Here is a 19,783-nt window from a genome sequence, read left to right on the forward strand (position 1 = left end):
GGCGCACAGACCGGCGGAGGCAACGGCAACGTCCTCCAGCAAGGCGCACAGACCGGCGGAGGCAACGGCAACGTCCTCCAGCAAGGCGCACAGACCGGCGGAGGCAACGGCAACGTCCTCCAGCAAGGCGCACAGACCGGCGGAGGCAACGGCAACGTCCTCCAGCAAGGCGCACAGACCGGCGGAGGCAACGGCAACGTCCTCCAGCAAGGCGCACAGACCGGCGGAGGCAACGGCAACGTCCTCCAGCAAGGCGCACAGACCGGCGGAGGCAACGGCAACGTCCTCCAGCAAGGCGCACAGACCGGCGGAGGCAACGGCAACGTCCTCCAGCAAGGCGCACAGACCGGCGGAGGCAACGGCAACGTCCTCCAGCAAGGCGCACAGACGTAACTTCTGTCGCGTGCTGACCACGACAAGCCTGCCGACCAAACTCGGTAGCGCGAACCCGCCACTGGTCAGTGGCGGGTTCGCCAACTCCGGTTCGCCAACTCCGGGAACTCGCTCGCGGCGCAGTCGAAGCGCCAAATTTCCCTGCAGCCAATGACTCCACGCTACGACGGGAACCTACAGCTAGAGGCTGGATCCATTACCGGGGCGCGACTGCTGCAGTTCGGACACCAGCCGGCGCAGCCGCGGTGTGGGTCGGAGCCCCAGCTCGTCACGAAGGTGCTGCTCGTAGCGTTCGAAGTCGTACAGTGCCTCGGACCGATTGTCCTCCGCCAGGTGGGCGCGGATCAGGGAAGCCTGACTGCTCTCCCGCAGCGGATCCGCTTGGACGGCCGCATGGGCGGCCGTCACAGCCCAGGCGAACTCCTTCGTGTCAATGAAAGCACCCGTCAATGCCTCAAGTGCGTGGAGTCGAAGCTGCCGCCATTGCTCCGCCTCCGGCAACATCCACTCGTCGTACCAGCCGGGCAGCAAATCGGCGGACAGCTGGTCGACGGCCGCCGCGTTGAGGTCGAGCTCCTGGGCAGGGACATGGGGATCGAGTATTCGCTGGGCCAACGACCGAGCTCGAAACAGGTCGACGGTGACCTCCCGCGCGAGGCGCAACTCGGCGGGGCAGATGTTCAGTGCTTGCTTCCCGAGGCCCTGGAGGCGTGACAATGCCGACCGCAGGTTCGTGTTCGCACCTTGCTCGGATGCTTCGGGCCAGAGACTCCCGGCTACCAGAGTTCGGGGGACAGCGGCCCGGGATTGTAGCGCGATAAACGCAAGTAGTCGCTTCGAGCCAACTGGGACGGTCACTGGTTCGTCGCCGACTACGATGTCGAAACCGCCGAGAAGAGAGATGCTCACGGACGGCCCGGACCTGGTGGGCGGCGGAAAGAAAGCGAGATCATATGAGCTCATGGCTTTGTGATCGCGTAGGGGTCGGTCTACCCGGCGCCCGTCAACTGGCCGCGCCGTCATTGCTGGGGCCAGCGATCTGTACACCTCCCGCATAGCAATGCTGCTCTACCCGCCAAGAGATGTCGAATTGTCCTAATCTGGTTCAAAAATTGGTGCCCTTCGGCCGAGCTTCCGCAGGTAGGCGCACGGGTTGAACCGGCGGACGGCGGGCACGGTCGCCGCGCCGGGGACGGCGGCTGCCCAGGACGTGGGGATCTTCATGAGCGCGACGAACGGCGGGAGCGGGCTGCGCGGCACGGTCGAGTTCAGCGGGTGGCAACTGCGGTGAGAGGACGGCCCGTTGCTCCGCGCACCGCCGGGCCGGGGTGACCATCGCACGATTCGCTCGTTCTGCTGAACGTGCGTCCACTGCCAGAAGTACCTTCCGCAGCCGCCCCGGCCGACGGGGAGCAGGCCGGGGCGGCGCTCGTCGAGCACTATCCGAGGCTGGTCCGGCTCGGCTATCTCGTGCTGCCGCCGTCCCTCGGCAGCCACCGCCGGGTGCTGAGGGCGCACGCGCTGGCCCAGCGGTGCCTGTTGTCCGGACGCCGGGCGGGGTACGGGGCCGGGGGCGGCGTCCCGGTGCCGCGCAGGCCCGGCGGTGCGGCGGCGGTCGATCCGTCCTATGCCCGCGCCCGCGGGCGGGTGCTGCGTGCGGCACTGGAGGCGGGCCGTCCACGACGCGCGTGGGCCCGCACCCGGCCGCCGTCGCTCCTTCCTCTCGTGTGGGGGCTACGGCTGTTCCCGCACTCGGGCGGATCGGACGGACTCGCCCTGGAGCACGCCCTGTCGGCACTCTCCGCCCCCGGGCGCGCCGCCCATGCCCTGCGCGGCCTGGAGGGGCTGGCCGACACGGAGGTGCGGCGGGTGCTCGCGGCTGCCGGGGTCGCGGACCCGCATGCGGCGCTCGCGGAGGCGGAGGGCGTCCCGGCGCCGTACTCGCTCCTCGGCTCCCCGGAGTTCGACCCCTGTTCGCTCCAGGCCCGGCCGCCGGATCTGCTGCGCCGCCGGCAACACGCGAAGGCGGCGCTGGCGGCCGTCGCGGCGCTGCTGGTGTGCGGGGCGCTGCTGGGGCTGCCGGGCAACGGCTGGGGGCGCGACGCCCGGACCGCGTCGTCGTACACCCATGACGCCGCCGTGGCACAGGCCCTGGATCCGGTCAGGTCGAGCCGGGTGTCCGCGAACTTCTGGCGGCGCTCGCCGCGTACCGACTTCACCGCCTGGCCCACCCGTGGCAACCGCACCGAGGACACCCGGCTGCTGCGCCGCGCGCTCACCGTCTGGGCGCACCCGGACGGCACGGTGCGCATCTCGGCGACCCCGGACACCCCCATCGGGCCGCCGATGGGCGCGCCGCAACTGCTGTACGCGGGCGAGGTGGACCAGGTGACGGTGGTGCTGTTCTACGACGGGCTGCGCGTCGTGCGGTACGCGGAGCCCCGTGCCGCCGACCGGGACGAGGGCGTCGGGCTCGACTTCGCCCGGGTGGACGGTGCGGACATGGCGTCGGCCGCCGCCCTGATCGTGGCCCGTGCCGACGACCGGATCCGCTATCTCACCGCGCCCTGGGTGACCGCGGTGTCGGTGCGGGACCTGCTGGCGCCGGGCGGCGCCCCGCAGCCGCTGCGCCGCGGCCCCGACGGTGTGACAGCCGCGCTGACCAGCCCGGCGACCGCCCGCGACTGCCGTGCCTGGCAGGTGATCGAGATCCGCGACGGCTCGGCGGCCCGGCTGATGACGGACCTGGGCGAGCTGACCCCCGCCCGGCTGACCTCGGGCCCGCCGTCCGCGCCGCACGACGTCGCCGGGCGGGCGGAGCGGGACAGCTGGGCGCGGACCGCCTGTCTGCTGCCGGCGGTGCGTTCGCGCGGGGTGCGGTCGGTGAACTCCTGGCAGTACGCCGAGCAGCCGCTGCCCGAGGGCGATGGTTCCGCGCGCTGGCTCTGCACCAGGGCGGAGACCTGGCGGGGCACCGGGAGCCGGGTCCTCGCCCAGTTCCAGGCCCCGTCGGCACCGGCCGTCGCGACGGGCGGCCCGCCGGGGGCGGTAGCGGCCAGGGCCGAGGACTCCCCGGCCTGCGGGGCGCGCGACCCGCGGGTGCTGGCGGGGGTGCTGTGGAAGTCGCAGGGCGGCCGCTGGTACGTACTGGCGGCGGGCAGCGAGCAGTTCGCCTCGCTGACCGCGTCGGGCGGAGTGGAGGGGCGCTCCGACAGCCGCCTCCTCGCCGTGCCGGCCAGGGCGGGCGACCGGGCGCGGCTGAACGGGACGCTGACGGACGGCAGTCGGGCGGGCGGGCTGCGCTGACGCGTCGTCCCGCCGAGGTCAGGAATTCGCCGCACGCCCCTGTTCCCGCGTCCTACCTCTCAGTACATTGACAACATGTCTAACACGCAGCCAGCGCCGGTCGCGTCGGAGCGGACGCCTCTCAAGGCCCGCAAGGTCTCCTTCGCCTGGGAGAAGACTCCCCTGCACTGGGTGCCGGGCGATCCGTTCACCACGCACACCATCAATGTGCTCCACCTCCTGCTGCCCGCCGGGGAACGCTGGTTCATCCACGTGTACCGGCAGGTGCTGCCGTACATCCACGACGAGCAACTGCGCCAGGACGTCATCGGCTTCATCGGCCAGGAGGCCGTGCACTCCCAGGCGCACGACGACGTGCTGCCCCGCCTGAAGGAGCTCGGTCTCGACCCGACGCCGTACACCGCGCAGGTCGACTGGTTCTTCGAGAAGCTGCTCGGCGACCGGACGCTGCCGCCGGGCCGAGCGAGCAAGTGGTGGCTGATGGAGCAGGTGGCGCTGATCGCGGCGATCGAGCACTACACCGCCTTCCTCGGCGACTGGGTGCTGAACGCCGACGAGCTGGACCGGCGCGGCGCCGATCCGATGATGCTGGATCTGCTGCGCTGGCACGGCGCGGAGGAGGTCGAGCACCGCTCGGTCGCGTTCGAGGTGTTCATGCATGTCGACGGCGGCTACCGGCGGCGGGCGCGCACCTGGGCCACGGCGTTCAGCGCGCTGGTCTTCCTCTGGCAGCGGGGCATCCGCTTCTTCATGGAGAACGACCCGAGCCTGCTGAACGGAAAGGGGTCGGTCAAGGACTTCTACCTCAGCGGCAGGCGCGGCACCCTGCCCGCCACCGGTGATCTGCTGCGTTCGGTGCCCCGCTATCTGAGCCGCGGCTATCACCCCTCGCAGGAGGGCAGTACGGCCCAGGCCATCGACTATCTCGCCCACTCGCCCGCGGCCACGGCCGCCGAGGCCCGTATGACGGGAACCAGCTGACCATGCCGCTCCCCCTGCCCCGCCTGCGTACCGTCGTCCTGGTCGCCGGCGCCGCACTGCTGGCCAAGCGCGCCCTGCACCGCCGCATCCAGAACTCCCCGCTGTGGCCGCTGCCGGCCCTGGAGGAACCGGTCTCGGGCCACTCCGAGCGCCGCACCACGGCCACCCGCCGGCTGCTGATCACCGAGCGGACCACCCCGGCCGAGGGCGTCGTCCAGCTCCGTCTTGAGGGCTCCGCGCTGCCCGCCTGGCAGCCCGGCGCGCACCTCGACCTCCTGCTGCCCTCCGGCCTGGTCCGCCAGTACTCCCTGTGCGGGGACCCGGCCGACCCCGGCACGTACACCATCGCGACGCGGCTGGTCGAGGACGGCCGCGGCGGCTCCCGCGAGGTCCACGAGCGGCTCCACGAGGGCGAGGAGGTGGAGATCCGCGACCCGCGCAACCGCTTCCCCCTCGCCGACGCCCCCGCGTACCTGTTCGTCGCGGGCGGCATAGGCATCACCCCGATCCTGCCGATGCTGCGGTCGGTCGCCGCCTCGGGAGCCGACTGGCGGCTGCTGTACGGCGGACGGACCCGTGCCTCGATGCCGTTCCTGGACGAGATCGAGAAGCTGGGCGCGGAGGACGGCCGGGTGACGGTCGTCCCCGAGGACGAGGCGGGCCGTCCGGACGCCGCCGCGGCGCTGGCGGACACGGCGGAGGGCACGGCCGTCCACTGCTGCGGCCCCGAACCCCTGATGGACGCGGTCACCGCCGCATTGCCGCCCGGCCGCACCCTCCATCTGGAACGCTTCACGGCGGCGGCCACGTCGTCGGCCGGCTCCGGCCCCTTCGAGGTCGAACTGCGCCGCTCCGGCCGTACGGTCCGGGTGGCGGCGGACCGATCGGTGCTGGCCGCGGTGCGCGACGAGCTTCCGTACGTGTCGTACTCCTGTGAGCAGGGCTTCTGCGGAACGTGCCAACAGCGCGTCCTGGAGGGCGAGATCGACCACCGCGACGAGCTCCTGACGGACTCCGAACGGGACGACTCGATGCTGATCTGCGTGTCGCGGTGCCGGGGCGAGCGGCTGGTGCTGGATCTCTAGGCCCTGTCGTCGAACTGCCGTCGTCGCCCGGAGGGCGGCCGTGCGGCGTCCGGTGCGTGCGATCGCAAGGCGCCGGAATGGTCTCGTAGCGGAGCTACCAGGGCATTTCGGCAACGCCGCGAGCGTGCGTGCCGGACGCCGCACGGCAGACGGCAGTTCGACGACAGGGCCTAGGAGCGGGTCCGGGGCCGCCCGACGCCCCTCCCCCGCCGCTCCACTCGGTACGCTGTCCACCATGACGACCGGGGTGCGACGCAGGATGGGCGTCGAGGAGCGCAGACAGCAATTGATCGGTGTCGCGCTGGAGTTGTTCAGTCACCGCGCCCCGGACGAGGTGTCGATCGACGAGATCGCGGCCGCCGCGGGGATCTCGCGGCCCTTGGTCTACCACTACTTCCCGGGGAAGCAGAGCCTCTACGAGGCCGCGCTGCGGCGGGCGGCCGACGAGTTGGCGGCCCGGTTCGTGGAACCGCGCGAAGGTCCGCTCGGGTCGCGGCTGTTGAGGGTGATGGGGCGGTTCTTCGACTTCGTCGACGAGCACGGGCCCGGCTTCTCGGCATTGATGCGGGGCGGGCCCGCGGCGGGGTCCTCGACCGCGAACGCGATGATCGACGGGGTGCGGCAGGCCGCCTGCGAGCAGATCCTGGCCCATCTGGGGGTCGAGGATCCCCCGGCTCGGCTGGAGCTGATCGTGCGGTCGTGGGTGTCGCTGGCCGAGTCGACGGCGCTGATCTGGCTGGACGGCCGACGGATTCCGCGCGAGGAGCTGGAGTTGCAGCTGGTGCACGACTTCGCCGCGCTGGCCGCGGTGAGTGCCGCGTACAGCCCGGAGACGGCGGGCATCGTGCTGCGGGTACTCGGACAGGAGCCGGCGGACGGGCCGTTCGGGGAACTGCTGGAGCGGCTCTCCGCCCTGGCACCCGCCGTACCGGCCGTTCCCCCGCAGCGGCTGCCGTAGCACCTGTCCGGCGGCCCGGCGAGGAACCGGGCCGTTCTCGTGGGGCCGGGCTCGTGGGGCCGTTCCAACGGGGCCGTTCCCATGGGGCCGGGCACGCGCTACATGAGCAGTTCGCCCTGGAGCGCCGCCGCCAGGCCCACTTCCGCGTTGTCCGCCCGGCCCCGCTCGAAGGCCCGCTGGTAGGCGGCGTCGCCGACGGCCTCACGGGCCTGGCGTTCGCAGGCCTCGCGCAGTGGGCCCAGTTCCGGGGTGCCGCGTTGCGGTTGGCCGACCATGCGCCAGTACACCTGGCCCGTGCCGTACACCCGGGCGGCGCGGGCGCCCGCGCCCTGGGCGGCGATCGCCGCGGCCAGGATGTCCAGGCCGAGCGCGATACCGAAGCTGTCGCGCATGCGGTGCTTGCCCGCGAGCATCGAGCGGGCGTGGGCGGCGGATGATTCGGCGTCGCCCTGGAGCAGGGCGATCAGGGCGAGCTGGTAGTCGACGTAGCTACGGGTCCAGCATTCGTCCAGGGCCTCGCAGACCGCGCGCAGGACCGAGGCCGCCTCCGCCGCCTCGTCCAGCCGTCCGAGCCCGGTCAGGGCGAAGACCGTGATGAGCCGGCACCGCAGCCGGTAGGCCTTCTCCAGCGGGGTGGCGGTGCCGGTCGAGCGCAGGACCCGGTCGACCTCGCGGAGGCCCGCCTCGGGGCGGCCGGTCATCAGATGGGTGAGGCCGCACAGATAGGCGGCGGCGAGGATGCCCTCGTCGGTGCCGTCGCGCGCCGCCTCCCTGGTGCACTCCCGGCCCAGCCGGCGGGCGGCCGGGTAGTCGCCCTGGAGCATGACGGTGATGCCCAGCACCCACAGGGCGCGGGTGCGGTGGGGTCCTTCGGCCGGTCCGGCGGCCAGGGCGCGCCGGGCGTATTCGCGGGTCTGCGGAAGATGGCCGCAGCAGCACCAGAAGAAGCCGATCCGTCCCGCCATCTCCTGGGCGGCCGCGGTGTCGTGGACCAGCAGGTGGTCGAGGGCGGCGCAGAGGTCGGCGTGCGCCTCGGCGATGCGGTGGTACCAGCTGATCTGGTCGTCGCCGGTCCAGCCGGCGTGGGCGTTGCGGGCCAGGCCGAGGAAGCAGGCGGCGTGCCGGTCGGCGGCGGCCCGTTCCTCACCGAGTTCGGCGAGCCACATCCGTCCGTACTCGCGGATGGTGTCGAGCATGCGGTACCGCAGGCCGTCCCGTCCGACGACGGACTTGGCGACCAGGCCGTTCAGCGCCTGGGTCACACCGTCCGGGGTGAGCGGCCGCCCGACGCAGACCTCGCGGGCCGCGGCCTCGTCGAAGTCGCCGCGCAGGACGGTCAGCCGGGCCCAGAGCAGCCGTTCCAGCGGGGTGCACAGCTCATGGCTCCAGCCGATGGCGGTGCGCAGGGTGCGGTGGCGCGGCGGCCAGAGCGACGTGTCGGCCGGTACGTCGAAGCGGGACCTGATCCTCGCTGCGACCTGCTCGACGGTGTCCCGGCCGAGGGCTCCCGCCGCGAGTTCGATGGCGAGCGGAATGCCTTCGAGGCTGCGGCAGATCTCGGCGGCGGCCTCCGCGTTCCCCGGCTCGTCGAGGGCGAGCTCCGGGGCCGCCGCGGCCGCCCGGTCCCGGAACAGTGTCAGCGCGTCGGCCGCGCCCTCGACGGGCAGCGGGTCCACTTCGACGATCTGTTCGCCCCTGATGTCCAGGGGCTGTCGGCTGGTGGCAAGCACGGTGAGGCCGGGGGACGTCGTGAGGATCTCGCCGAGCAGGTGCGCGCAGGCGGAGCGCAGATGTTCGCACGAGTCGAGAACCAGCAGCAGTTCCTTGTCGACGAGCCATTCGCACAGGGCGTCGATGGGCATGCGCAGGGTGTGGTCGGAGAGCCCGACCGCGTCGGAGACGGTCGCGATGAGCAGTCCGTCGTCGTGGAGCGGCGACAGGTCCGCCCACCACGCGCCGTCGCGGTGACCGGCCGCCGCCTGCCGGGCCGCCCGGACGGCGAGTCTGGTCTTGCCGACGCCGCCGGTGCCGGTGAGCGTGGTCAGCCGGTGCGTGGCGAGAGTGTGCTCCAGCCTGGCAAGTTCCGCTTTCCGTCCGACAAAGCTGCTTGTCTCCTCGGGGATGTTGCTCGCCATGGTCACCGTCGCTGAAACAGGTGGACCGGCCGGTCCCGGCCCCTGGTTCCCGTACGGCGCAGGCATGCGAGGACGCCTGGCGTACCGGAAAGGGGCCGGGACCGGCCGGGGGGTGGGAGGGCGCGCCGGGGGTGCGGTGCTGCGGCATTCCCCGACGGCTGCTGCCTCCCAGCGTAGCCCCGTCATGGCTCAGTTCAGGGAGAAAACCGCCACCGTACGTCCCGGGACGGTGAATCTTCCGGAACTCTTCTCATACGTGGACTTCTTGACGGTAGGATCCGCGCCCGCGGCCTGGACCGGGTGCAGTGCGTACTGCTTCCCCGCCAGCCCGGCGACCGTCTGGGTCTCGGTGCCGGGGGCGGCGTTGAGGACCACCACCAGCTTCCCGAGCCGCATGGTGATCACGCCCGGTGTCTCGTCCTTCCCGGAGAGCGGGAAGGACAGGGCGGACTGCACCTGGCCGGTGGTGGCGAGGCCGAAGTCCTTCTCCGTGGAGCGGATGGTGAGCAGGTCCCGGTACGCGGCGGACGCGGCGTCGATCTGCGCGCAGCCGGGGCGGAGCGCGGCGTCGGCCAGCAGCGGCTTCGCGTAGGACCACTTGGACGCGTTGTCGGCGGCCGGCGGCAGTCCGCGGCCGAAGCCGTTGCCGTCGCGGCAGTCCCAGTGCAGGGCGTTGAACCAGTCGCCGCTGTCGTAGGAGTTGCGGTCCAGGGACTTGGAGCGCAGCAGGTCGGTGCCCGCCTGGGAGAGCGAGGGGCCCTGCGAGAGGGTGGCCGTCGCCATGGCCAGGACCTGCATGCGGGCCCGGTCGGCCGCCGATGTGCCCGCCGGGAGCTTGAAGGCGAGCGTGTCGTAGAGCGACTCGTTGTCGTGGGCGTCCGCGTAGGCGAGGGCGTCGCCGGGGGCCGCGGCGTATCCGGCGGGGGCGCCGTTGTAGTCGACGCCGGACCCCTTGACCGTGTTGCCGGCGGAGTCGGTGAAGGTGTAGTCGGCGAGGTTGCCGGTGAGGCCGACCTTGATCAGGTCCTGGTAGTGGAGCAGCCGGGTCTTCTGTTCGGTCCTCGTTCCGTTGGCCGCCGAGGTGTTGGGGTCGGTGTAGAGGCCGGTGGCGAAGCCCTGTACGCCCGGGTCCTCGTCGAAGGGGCTGCCGCCCCGGACGGCGTCGCGGGAGCGGTCGGAGAAGGTGGCGATGCCGGTGCCGGCCATGTTCTTCTGGGTGGCCTGGACGAAGCGGGCGTCGTCGGCGATCTCACCGAAGTTCCAGCCCTCCCCGTACAGGATGATCTTCTTCCCGTCGACGCCGTCCTTGGCCACGGTCAGCCCGTCCAGCGCCTTGCGGACGGCGAGGATGTTGTCCTTGGGGTGGTGGCCCATCAGGTCGAAGCGGAAGCCGTCGACCTTGTACTCCTTGGCCCAGGTGACGACCGAGTCCACGACCAGCTTGCCCATCATGGTGTTCTCGGGTGCGGTGTTGGCGCAGCAGGTGGAGGTGGCGACGGTGCCGTCGTCCAGGAGCCGCTGGTAGTAGCCGGGCACGATCCGGTCGAGTACGGACTTGTCGTCCTGGCCGGAGGCGACGGTGTGGTTGTAGACGACGTCCATGACGGTGCGCAGCCCCGTGCCGTTCAGCCCCTGAACCATCTGCCGGAACTCGACGGTGCGCCGGGTGCCGTCCGGGTCGGAGGCGTAGGAGCCCTCCGGGACGGTGTAGTGCAGCGGGTCGTAGCCCCAGTTGAACCCGTCCTTCGCGGCGGCCCTCGCCACGCAGGCCTGCTGTTCCTCGGAGTCGGGGGCGTACACGGACAGGTCGCAGGCCGGCTTCTGCTGGGCGGACTTCTTCTCGGGGATGGTGCCGATGTCGAAGGCGGGCAGCAGATGGACGTAGCCGGTGCCGGAGTCCGCGAGCCGCTTGAGGTGCTTCATCCCGTCGGAGCGGGTGTCGGTGAAGGCGAGGTACTCGCCGGGGTGCTTCGACGTACGGTCCGCGATCGAGAAGTCGCGGATGTGCAGCTCCTGGATCTGGGCGTCGCGCAGCGGAACGGCGGCGGGCTTCCGCAGCCCGGACCAGCCCTTCGGTGCGAGGCCGGGGTCGTCCAGGTCGACGACGAGGCTGCGCGCGGAGTCCGTGGTCAGCGCGGTGGAGTACGGGTCGGTGACCTTGTTGGTGACGAGCTTCCGGACGGTGGGCGCCCAGACGTCCACCACGTAGCGGTAGGGCTTGCCCGTCCACTGCTCGGTGCCCGTGACGGACCAGACGCCCGTGCGGTCGTCGCGCCGCATCGGGACGCTCTTCCCGTCGAGTTCGAGGGCGACGGTCCGCGCGGTGGGTGCCCAGACGGACAGGGTGGGGCGGCCGTGGTCGAAGACCGGGCCGAGCGAGGCGCCGGCCGCGTTCTTGCCGTACAGGTCGTCGAGCACGCCCGCGCTCTGTACGCCGGTGGCGGCGAGCAGGGCGCCGTTGGCGGCGCGCTGGGTGGCGATCAGCTGGCCGCGCAGCGCGTCACGGACCCTGTCCCGGTCCCGGGCGTCGATGGTGAACGCCGGGTAGTCCTTGAGGTTCGGATGCTTCGCCTTCTGTGCGTCGGTCAGCGCGGAGGGGGTGAGCCGCAGCCACTGGCCCTCGTCGGAGAGTGCCCCGTCGACGACGGAGATGCCGCCGCGCGGTGCGTGGACGAGCTGCTGGCTGGTGGCGCCGGTGGCCTTCACCTTCCATACGACGGTGTCGGCGTCGATCCACTGCGCCTCGGCCTTGGAGAGGTCGGGGGTGGGTACGCCGCCGGCCTGGGGCAGCAGGTAGCCGGGCGTGGCGCCGAGCATCCAGACCTCGTGCCCGTAGGTGGCGAGGTCGAGCGACTGGTCGCTGGGGAGGTCCTTCTCGTCGCCCTTGTGCAGGATGTAGCTGAGCGAGGTGGCGCCATCGGTGAGCGGCACCTCGAAGGTGGCACCGGAGGCGTCCTTCTTCACCGGCTGGAGCGGCTTGGCCCAGTCGGTGGGGTCCTTGGCGCCGGTCCAGGTGTGCAGCCCCCAGCCGTCGTAGTCGCCGTCGGGCCGGTAGTAGTGCAGTACGGCCTTCGTGGTGTCCTGCGGCGGGTAGGCGCCGTCGGGGGCCGTGTCGGCCTGGCCGTCCTTGCCCTGCTCGATCCAGACCTGCCCGGTCTTCGCGAGTTCGACGGTGCGCTGCGGCCCGTCGGCGGTGCCGTCCTTCTCGACGGTGTACGGGACGGTGGACGCGCCTTCGTCGAGCTTGAGCCAGGCGAAGGCTCCGTAGGCGTCGCGCCCGGTGAAGTCGGCCGTCGCGTCGCCCGACCTGAGCTGCCGGCCCGCGTAGTCGCCGTCCGCGCGCTTGTAGTGGACGACGGCGTAGTCGCGCTGTACGGCCACGGGCTTCGCGTCGGCCGGGGCCTGTCCGGCGGTGCTCGCGGCGAGTGCGCTCGCGGTGCGGCCGGCGCGGTCGACGACGACCGCCTTGTAGCGCAGCGGTGTTCCGGCCGCCACCTTGTCGTCCAGGTGCTGGGTGACCCGGTACGGGGCGTGGTCGGCGGAACCGAGCGTGACCCACTTCCCGTTGCCGGTCTGCGCGGCGAAGACGACCCGGTTCAGCTGTCCGCCGTCGACGTCGGCGGAGAGCTCCACGGTGCCGGTGGCTCCGGCGGCGGGCGCCTTGAGCGTGATCGCGGGCTTGGTGGCCGGGGCGCCCAAGGGCTTCTCGGCGCGCAGCACGAGGCTGGAGAGGGCAGGAACGGTGACGGTGATCTTCTTGTCCGCGCCGCTGCGGATGGTCGCCGAACCCCCGTACAGCGTACGGAAGTTCATACCGGTCGATGCGGTGGGCAGCTCGACGGTCCTCGGGGCGGTGCCGTTGTTGGTGGCCACGAGGTACTCGCGTCCCTGCTCGGAGTCCGTGCGGGAGAAGGCGTAGACGGAGCCCTCCGCGTACCGCTCGGTCTGGACGCCGTCGCGCAGTGCCGGGTTCTTCCTGGTGAGTTCGGAGAGCGCGGCGATGTTCCGGTACAGGGGGTGCTTCGTGTCGTACGCGTCGGCGGCGTGGGTGCGCTCGGTGCCCAGTTCGTCGTCGTCGAGGTAGTCGGCGGTCTTCGAGGCGAACATGGTCTGCCGGGCGTCCCGGTCGCCGCCCGCGCCGGTGAAGCCCTGCTCGTCGCCGTAGTAGACGACGGGGTTCCCGCGGCCGAGGAACATCAGCTCGTTGGCGAGCTCCGCGCGGCGGACGAGTTCCGCGTCGTCGGCCTTCGGGTTGTCCTGCTTCAGGAACGCGCCGATGCGGCCCATGTCGTGGTTGCCGAGGAAGGTCACCTGCTCGTAGGCGTTGGCCTTGTCGGTGGTGTAGCGGTAGTCGTCGCCGAACACCGCCGCGAGCTTCGCGGCCGGGGCGCCCTGCGAGGCGTACTGGCGTGCCGCTTCCTGGAAGGGGAAGTCGAGCGTCGCGTCGAGCCGGCCCCGGGTGACGTAGGGCGAGGTGACGGCGGTGTCGGAGGAGTAGACCTCGCCGAACATGAAGAAGTCCTCACGGCCGCGCTTGGCCGCGTAGGTGTCCAGGGCCGTCGCCCACTGGGTCCAGAAGTCCAGGTCGACGTGTTTGACGGTGTCGATCCGGAAACCGTCGATGTCGAAGTCCCTGACCCACTTCTCGTAGATCTTCTCCATGCCGGAGACGACCTCGGGCCGCTCGGTCCACAGATCGTCCAGCCCGGAGAAGTCGCCGTACGTGGCGGACTCGCCGGCGAAGGTCGAGTCGCCGCGGTTGTGGTACATCGTCGGGTCGTTGAGCCAGGACGGGACCTTGTTCCCGGCGGTCCCGGTGTTCTTCGGGGTGTACGGGAACGAGTCCGCGTCCACCTTCGCCAGGCCCTTGGCGTCGTCGAAGGGGCGGCCGTCCTTGTCCAGGTACGGGTAGGCGCCCTTCGGCCGGTAGCCGTAGGCCTTCTCGGCGTAGTCGACGGTGTCCGCGGTGTGGTTGGTGATGACGTCGAAGAAGACCTTCATGCCCTTGGCGTGGGCCCTGTCGATCAGCTTCGACAGGTCGGCGTTGGTGCCGAAGTGCGGGTCGACCTGTGTGAAGTCGGTGATCCAGTAGCCGTGGTAGCCGGCCGAGGCGTCCTTGCCGGTGCCCTGGACGGGGCGGTTCCTGAAGATCGGGGCGAGCCAGATGGCGGTGGTGCCGAGGCCCTTGATGTAGTCGAGCCGATCGGTCAGGCCCTTGAGGTCGCCGCCCTGGTAGAAGCCCTTGTCGGTGGGGTCGTAGCCGGTGTCCGTGCGTGAACCGGTGAGCCCGCCGCGGTCGTTGGAGGTGTCACCGTTGGCGAACCGGTCCGGCATGACGAAGTAGAACTGCTCGCGGGTCAGGTCGTGCCGGGCGGGCGCCTGGGCGAGCTTCGCGTCCGAGGGCGGGCCCGGGGGTCTCGGCGCGGCCGACGCGGTTGCCGCCGGGACGACAGGGAGGAGCGCCGCGCAGAGTGCGGCGACGGCTCCCCGTCTCAGGGTGGAACGGGACACGGGCGGGGTCTCCTTACTGGGGCCGTCCGACGTATCTGGCAGGGCCTGGTTCCATGAACAAATTGGCACGACGCATCAGGCCAACCGCCCCGGCACAACCTCATCAAAAATGCAGACGCGCTGGCCGACGGCGGATCCGTCACACTCGGTGCCACATCCTCGATGGGCTACTGGCTCGTGACTGAAATATCTTGCAGAAGACTCTTTCACATCCTGCGCCGTCAGACCGTACGAGACCTCTGCCGCCAGGTCAACTACCTTTTCCAGACCGGACTTCTGCACATCAGAGTGCAACGAGGCCGGCGAAATCTCTTCCGCAAGTCATTGTAAGAATGTTAGCTTCTCGAGGCTTCACCAGCCGAATGAGCACTTCAACAATCCAAGGAGCTAGCGTGAAACGACGCATCAAGACCACTGTCGGCCTAGCCGCCGGAGCCATTGCACTGACGTGTCTCAACGTGGCACCCGCCGCCGCGTCTACGTCTACCGTCCATTTTTCGGGCCCGTCGGGATGCGCAGGGGTCAAGAGGTTCGACTACTCGGTCCAGAAGTACATTTGGGACGCCGGGTGCAGTGGCCGCTCGTCCAAATACTGGCGCGTGACCGTGACCTTCCAGTACACCAACAGCCCGGGTGTGGTGCAGAACTACACCCTGCCGTGGCACAACATGGGAACCCCAGAGTACGGCGAGAGCTCAACTGCCTATGTGGTCGGAATGTCTAACTGGCAGTTCAAGTAGCCAGTCGGTAGACAGTGAGGGATGAGGAGGCTCCACCGTGGCCCTCACCCGGTGGAGCTTCCCAATACCTGCTCGCAAGGAATCGACGCCCGACTCGCTCTTGAGCGGACGACCCTCGAGGTTAGCCGCGTGGGATGTAGACGTTTCGACCGGGCTGCGTGGTCGCATTGACACCGAAGGTAGCGCTGGACTGCGCAGCGCCCGTGATGCCGCCGGGGCAGAGCGGGCGTTCACCTGGAGCGCCAGGGCCGTGTTGGCGCCGAGCGTTGCGGTGAACTGGCCGGAGCCATTGACAGTAACGACGTTGCCGGGCTGGATGTCGCAGTATTCACCGGCGGGCATCGACGTCTGGAACGTGCGGGTCAGCGAGGCGCCCTCGTGGTTGATGGCGACGAATGCCTTCGAGCCGCGACGTGATCTGGCCGCCGCCGTTGTCCCACCAGTTGGTGACAGCCTCCCCGCGCGCGGTGTTGCGGAAGCCGACCATGGAGGGGATCTCGCGCCATGCGTGCTGACACTTCCAGCCGTCGCTGTAACAGGCGTTCACCGCGCCGCCACCCGGCGGACCGGCGTCCTTGTCGGACCACTCGTAGCCGGAGTGGACACCGGGCGAACCGTACGGCCAGGCCAGCATGAAGACATTGGCGAGGGTGTAGTTCGCGCCGTCCTTGTAGTTCAGTGTGTCGCCGCCGCGCTCGGTGTCGTGGTTGTCCACGAAGCCCGCGGCCTTCGACGACGACATGAAGCCCCAGCCCTCGCCGAAGTTCTTCAGGTGGGCGAGGTTCTCGTTGTTGAAGACCTGCTTGAGGCTGCGGGCGCACCGGAATTCCTGGACGTTGCCCGTCCCGGTGTACTCGTCGGGCGAGACGGCCTCGCCCGCCCGCAGATCGCCTCCGGCTTCCAGTAGGCGCCGGGGTCACTCAGCCGCGACTTGATGTTGGCGAGGTCGGCCGCGGGCATGTGCCTGGCGACGTCGATACGGAAACCGCCCACGCCGAAGGAGCGCAAGTCGCCGAGGTACGCGGCGATCCTGCCGCGTACGTAGTCCTCACCCGTGTCGGTCAGCCAGTCCGACGAGTTCGTAGTTCTGGACGCTGGCCCGGTCCTGGTAATTGCTGGTCTGGGCGGTGCCGTCGTCCATGTCGGCCGCGGAGTACACGCCGGGGTAGTCGTACTTGGTGTGCGAGGAGCCGCCGGTGCCGGTGCCCGATCCCGCCGATATGTGGTTGATGACGGAGTCGGCGACGACCTTGACGCCCGCGCTGCGGCAGGTGCTGACCATGCGGGAGAAGGCAGCGCGGTCGCCGAGCCGTCCGGCGATCTTGTAGCTGACCGGCTGGTGCGAGGTCCACCACTGGCTGCCCTGGACATGCTCCTGGGGCGGCGAGACCTGTACTTGACCTCCTCCCCCACACGAGTGTGGGGGATTCTCTCCCTGGCGTCCGTGTGTGCGGTGCGCCTTGAGTCGGGTTCCTGGTTCCTCCCCACCGATGGGTGGGGGTTGTGCGCGCTGCCGGGACGGGTCCTGGTCTTACGTGCGCTCCGCAGGCGTTTACCTTGTCCGTTGCCGGGCGAGGGCCCCCGGTCCGGGGGTGGGTGGTACAGCTTGTTGTGCGGCGCGGATACGCCGTCCTTCGTGCTTGATGTTCTGGCCCGCGTTGTGGTCCCGGTCGTGCCGGGTGCCGCACGCGCTACAGGTCCATGCCCGGATGTGCAGGGGCTTGGGCCCGTCGCGGTAACCGCAGGCGGAACACACCTGCGAGGACGGGAAGGCACGGTCCACCTTGGTCAGGGTGCGCCCATACCGGGTCGCCTTGTAGTCCAGCATGGTCACAAAACTGGACCATCCCGCGTCGTGCACTGACTTCGCCAGGCGGGTGCGGGCAAGGCCCTTCACGCTCAGGCTCTCCACGCTGACGGCTTGGTTCTCGCGCATCAGCTTCGTGGACAGCTTGTGGTGAAAGTCCCTGCGCGCATCGGCCACCCTCGCATGAGCACGGGCCACCTTGATCCGCTGCTTGTTCCGGTTCCTCGACCCCTTCGCCTTACGCGACAGCCGACGCTGCTCCCTCTTCAGCTTCTTCTCCGCCCGGCGCAGGAACCGGGGCGAGGTGACGCGGGAGCCGTCCGCCATGACGGCGAAGTGGGTCAGGCCCAGGTCGATGCCCTGATCCGTCTCCAGCGCGGGCAACAACTCGTCCGCCGGGTCGGTCTCCACGACGAAGGAGCAGAAGTACCTGCCGGACGCGTCCTTGATCACCGTCACCGTGGACGGCACGGACGGCAGCCGACGCGACCAGCGCACCTTCACCGGGCCGATCTTGGGAAGGTTCAGCTTCCCGTCCCCGGTGACCGACCAGCGGGCATTCGCGGTGAACCGGACGGATTGCCGGTTGTCCCGCTTCGACTTGAACCGGGGTTCGGCAACCCTCGGCCCCTTGCGGGTGCCCTTCAACGAGGCGAAGAAGTTCGAGTACGCCGCATCCAGGTCCCGCAGCGACTGTTGCAGCACCACAGCGGACACCTCACCCAGCCAGCCACGCCCGGTGGTCTTCTTCGCCTCGGTGATGAACCGCTTCGACAGCTCCGCCGACTTCAAGAACGGCAAACCCGCAGCGCGGGCGTCCCGCCGCGCCCGCAGACAGTCGTTCCACACCACCCGCGCACAACCGAACGCCTGGGACAGCGCCATGCGCTGACCCGGCGTCGGCTCAATACGGAAGGAGTACCGGAGCTGCATGACAACTCACCCTACATGCCAGCTTTATGGCTTACATGCAGAACATCAGAACTTGTCGGCACTGCACTTTCGCCCCCCATGCCCACTTGGTTTTCGGGCTCTTCTGTCGCATCCGTGGGTGCGTTCATGCGGTGTGACGGCCTGGTAGGTGGGGGCGGTGCCCTCCGAGGCTGAGCATGGCGAGGGCGATGAGAGCGGTGGCGTCCTTGAAGCCGAAGGCCATACGGGTGATGAGCCGGATCTTGGTGTTCATGCTCTCCGCGAGACCGTTGCTCAAGCCGTGCTCGGCGGCGGCGGTGATGGCGTTCCAGTGCCGGACTAGATGGCCCGTTGCAGCTTCACAAGGCGGACGAGGTGCTGGGGGCGGGCGGCAAACTCGCCATCCTGAAGCGTGAGATGGAGGAGGCCCGCTACCCGACTTGATCCGGGCTCAGGCTCTCCCCCTCGGGAGTCGATGCCTTCATCGAGCGAATGCTGGGAGAGACGTGATCCGCAAGCTTTCTGCTGGGGATGCTTCCGCGTTGGAGTGGGTGAAGAGCAGCTACAGCGACAGTAGCAACGGCAGCGAGTGCGTAGAGGTGGCGACCGCACCCGGCACAGTGCACGTGCGCGATTCCAAGGATCTGCCCGGGCCGCGCCTCGGGTTCACCCCGACCGCATGGGATGCGTTCGTGACGTACGCCTCCGAGAGCTGACCCACCGTCGCAGCCGCCGTGGGCGTCACGGAAGCCGACCGGCCCACGGCGCTGACGCAACGAAACGCGAAAGGCCGGGTCCCCCTCCCGACCCGGCCCCGTTCTCGCGCCCGCCTCAGGCGCCCCGGAGCGCCGCGGTGGATCCCCGTACCACCAGCTCCGGCTGGAACACGTACTCCGTACGCTGCACCGGGCTGCCGCCGATCTCCTCCAGCAGGGCGCTCACCGCTGCCGCCGCCATCGCCTGCACGGGCTGACGCACCGTCGTCAGCGGCGGATCGGTGAACGCGATCAGCTGCGAGTCGTCGAAGCCCACCACCGACACGTCGCGCGGCACGCCGAGCCCGCGCTCCCGGGCCGCACGCACCACGCCCAGCGCCATCAGGTCGCTGCCGCAGACGATGCCCGTGCACCCCTGGTCGAGCAGCGCACCCGCCGCGACCTGGCCGCCCTCGACGCTGAACAGCGTGGGACAGACGAGGAGTTCGGCCTCGGCGCGGTCCAGGCCCAGCAGGTTCACCGCGGCGTCGAGGAAGCCCTCGCGCTTGCGGCGGGACGGCACGTAGCGCTGCGGCCCGATCGCCAGACCGACCCTGCTGTGGCCGAGGTCGGCGAGGTGCCCGACGGCCATCCGCACGGCGGCGGAGTCGTCGGGCGAGACGAACGCCGCGCTGATCCGTTCGTTGTAGCCGTTGATCAGGACGAACGGCACGCCGCGGTCGGTGAGCGCGGCGTACCGGGCCGGGTCGGCCGACATGTCGGCGTGCAGCCCGGAGAGAAAGACGATCCCGCCGACGCCGCGCTCGACGAGCTGCTCGACGAGTTCGTCCTCGGTGGCGCCGCCGGGCAGCTGGGTGCAGAGCACCGGGGTGTAGCCGTGCCCGGCCAGCACCTGCTCGACGGACTGCGCGAACGCCGGGAAGATCGGGTTGGTGAGCTCGGGCGTCACCAGTCCGATCAGCCCGGCGCTGCGCCTGCGCAGCCGCACGGGACGTTCGTAGCCGAGGATGTCCAGCGCCGCGAGCACCCGCTGACGCGTGGGGTCCGCCACGCCCGGTTTCCCGTTGAGCACCCGGCTGACGGTCGCCTCGCTGACCGCTGCCTGACCGGCGATGTCCGAGAGCCTCGGCGCACCGCCGGTCCCGGGGCCTCTCTTCCGGATCTTGCCGGGCTCGCGGGGGCTGACACGCGCATCTGCGGCGTTGTCGTCAGTCGCCGACGCTCCGCGTGGGCTCCCTC

Annotated in this window: 11 protein-coding genes and 4 pseudogenes; 8 read left to right on the plus strand and 7 right to left on the minus strand. The window is 70.3% G+C overall.

Features of this window, described 5'->3' with window-relative positions:
* A pseudogene (locus ACFVX4_RS01185) lies at positions 1–393 on the plus strand (glycosyl transferase); the annotation flags it as partial.
* A 180-nt stretch (positions 394–573) separates the two neighbouring features.
* Here the strand turns inward: ACFVX4_RS01185 and ACFVX4_RS01190 are convergent.
* Positions 574–1,302, minus strand: a complete 729-nt coding sequence (locus ACFVX4_RS01190) for a BTAD domain-containing putative transcriptional regulator (protein WP_389970592.1) — start codon at positions 1,300–1,302, stop codon at positions 574–576.
* 244 nt (positions 1,303–1,546) lie between these two features.
* Here ACFVX4_RS01190 and ACFVX4_RS01195 point away from each other — a divergent pair, with 244 nt between their 5' ends.
* The 5 genes from ACFVX4_RS01195 (at position 1,547) to ACFVX4_RS01215 (ending at position 6,723) form a co-directional block, all read left to right on the plus strand.
* Complete coding sequence (locus tag ACFVX4_RS01195; RefSeq protein ID WP_389970594.1) at positions 1,547–1,684, plus strand: hypothetical protein; 138 nt, start codon at positions 1,547–1,549, stop codon at positions 1,682–1,684.
* A gap of 71 nt (positions 1,685–1,755) precedes the next feature.
* Positions 1,756–3,699, plus strand: coding sequence for a hypothetical protein (locus tag ACFVX4_RS01200; protein ID WP_389970596.1), 1,944 nt, complete (start codon positions 1,756–1,758; stop codon positions 3,697–3,699).
* A gap of 75 nt (positions 3,700–3,774) precedes the next feature.
* Positions 3,775–4,680: a metal-dependent hydrolase gene (locus ACFVX4_RS01205; RefSeq protein WP_389970599.1), complete on the plus strand. Its 906-nt coding sequence runs from the start codon at positions 3,775–3,777 to the stop codon at positions 4,678–4,680.
* A 2-nt stretch (positions 4,681–4,682) separates the two neighbouring features.
* Positions 4,683–5,765, plus strand: a complete 1,083-nt coding sequence (locus ACFVX4_RS01210; protein WP_389970601.1) for a PDR/VanB family oxidoreductase — start codon at positions 4,683–4,685, stop codon at positions 5,763–5,765.
* Between the two features lie 235 nt (positions 5,766–6,000).
* Positions 6,001–6,723, plus strand: a complete 723-nt coding sequence (locus tag ACFVX4_RS01215) for a TetR/AcrR family transcriptional regulator (RefSeq protein ID WP_266420106.1) — start codon at positions 6,001–6,003, stop codon at positions 6,721–6,723.
* Positions 6,724–6,821: 98 nt separating this feature from the next.
* Here the strand turns inward: ACFVX4_RS01215 and ACFVX4_RS01220 are convergent, their stop codons facing one another.
* Together ACFVX4_RS01220 and pulA are read right to left on the minus strand one after the other, a co-directional pair.
* On the minus strand, positions 6,822–8,858 hold the full coding sequence (locus tag ACFVX4_RS01220) for an ATP-binding protein (protein WP_389970604.1): 2,037 nt from the start codon (positions 8,856–8,858) through the stop codon (positions 6,822–6,824).
* Positions 8,859–9,047: 189 nt separating this feature from the next.
* Positions 9,048–14,369 (minus strand): pullulanase-type alpha-1,6-glucosidase, encoded by a 5,322-nt coding sequence (pulA, locus tag ACFVX4_RS01225; protein WP_389970607.1) that lies wholly within the window; start codon positions 14,367–14,369, stop codon positions 9,048–9,050.
* 392 nt (positions 14,370–14,761) lie between these two features.
* Between pulA and ACFVX4_RS01230 the strand changes: the two genes are divergently transcribed.
* Positions 14,762–15,109 (plus strand): hypothetical protein, encoded by a 348-nt coding sequence (locus ACFVX4_RS01230; protein WP_389970610.1) that lies wholly within the window; start codon positions 14,762–14,764, stop codon positions 15,107–15,109.
* A 121-nt stretch (positions 15,110–15,230) separates the two neighbouring features.
* Here the strand turns inward: ACFVX4_RS01230 and ACFVX4_RS01235 are convergent.
* The 3 pseudogenes from ACFVX4_RS01235 to ACFVX4_RS01245 form a co-directional block, all read right to left on the minus strand.
* Positions 15,231–16,517, minus strand: a pseudogene (locus ACFVX4_RS01235) (alpha-amylase family protein); the annotation flags it as partial.
* Positions 16,518–16,614: 97 nt separating this feature from the next.
* Positions 16,615–17,849 (minus strand): annotated as a pseudogene (locus tag ACFVX4_RS01240) (RNA-guided endonuclease InsQ/TnpB family protein); the annotation flags it as partial.
* A 124-nt stretch (positions 17,850–17,973) separates the two neighbouring features.
* Positions 17,974–18,153: pseudogene (locus ACFVX4_RS01245) on the minus strand (transposase); the annotation flags it as partial.
* A 181-nt stretch (positions 18,154–18,334) separates the two neighbouring features.
* Here ACFVX4_RS01245 and ACFVX4_RS01250 point away from each other — a divergent pair.
* Positions 18,335–18,544, plus strand: coding sequence for a DUF397 domain-containing protein (locus ACFVX4_RS01250; protein WP_389970613.1), 210 nt, complete (start codon positions 18,335–18,337; stop codon positions 18,542–18,544).
* A 115-nt stretch (positions 18,545–18,659) separates the two neighbouring features.
* Here the strand turns inward: ACFVX4_RS01250 and ACFVX4_RS01255 are convergent, their stop codons facing one another.
* On the minus strand, positions 18,660–19,706 hold the full coding sequence (locus tag ACFVX4_RS01255; RefSeq protein ID WP_389972040.1) for a LacI family DNA-binding transcriptional regulator: 1,047 nt from the start codon (positions 19,704–19,706) through the stop codon (positions 18,660–18,662).
* Positions 19,707–19,783: the final 77 nt, after the last annotated feature.

It is taken from the genome of Streptomyces sp. NPDC058240, assembly GCF_042882135.1.
GTDB lineage: Bacteria > Actinomycetota > Actinomycetes > Streptomycetales > Streptomycetaceae > Streptomyces.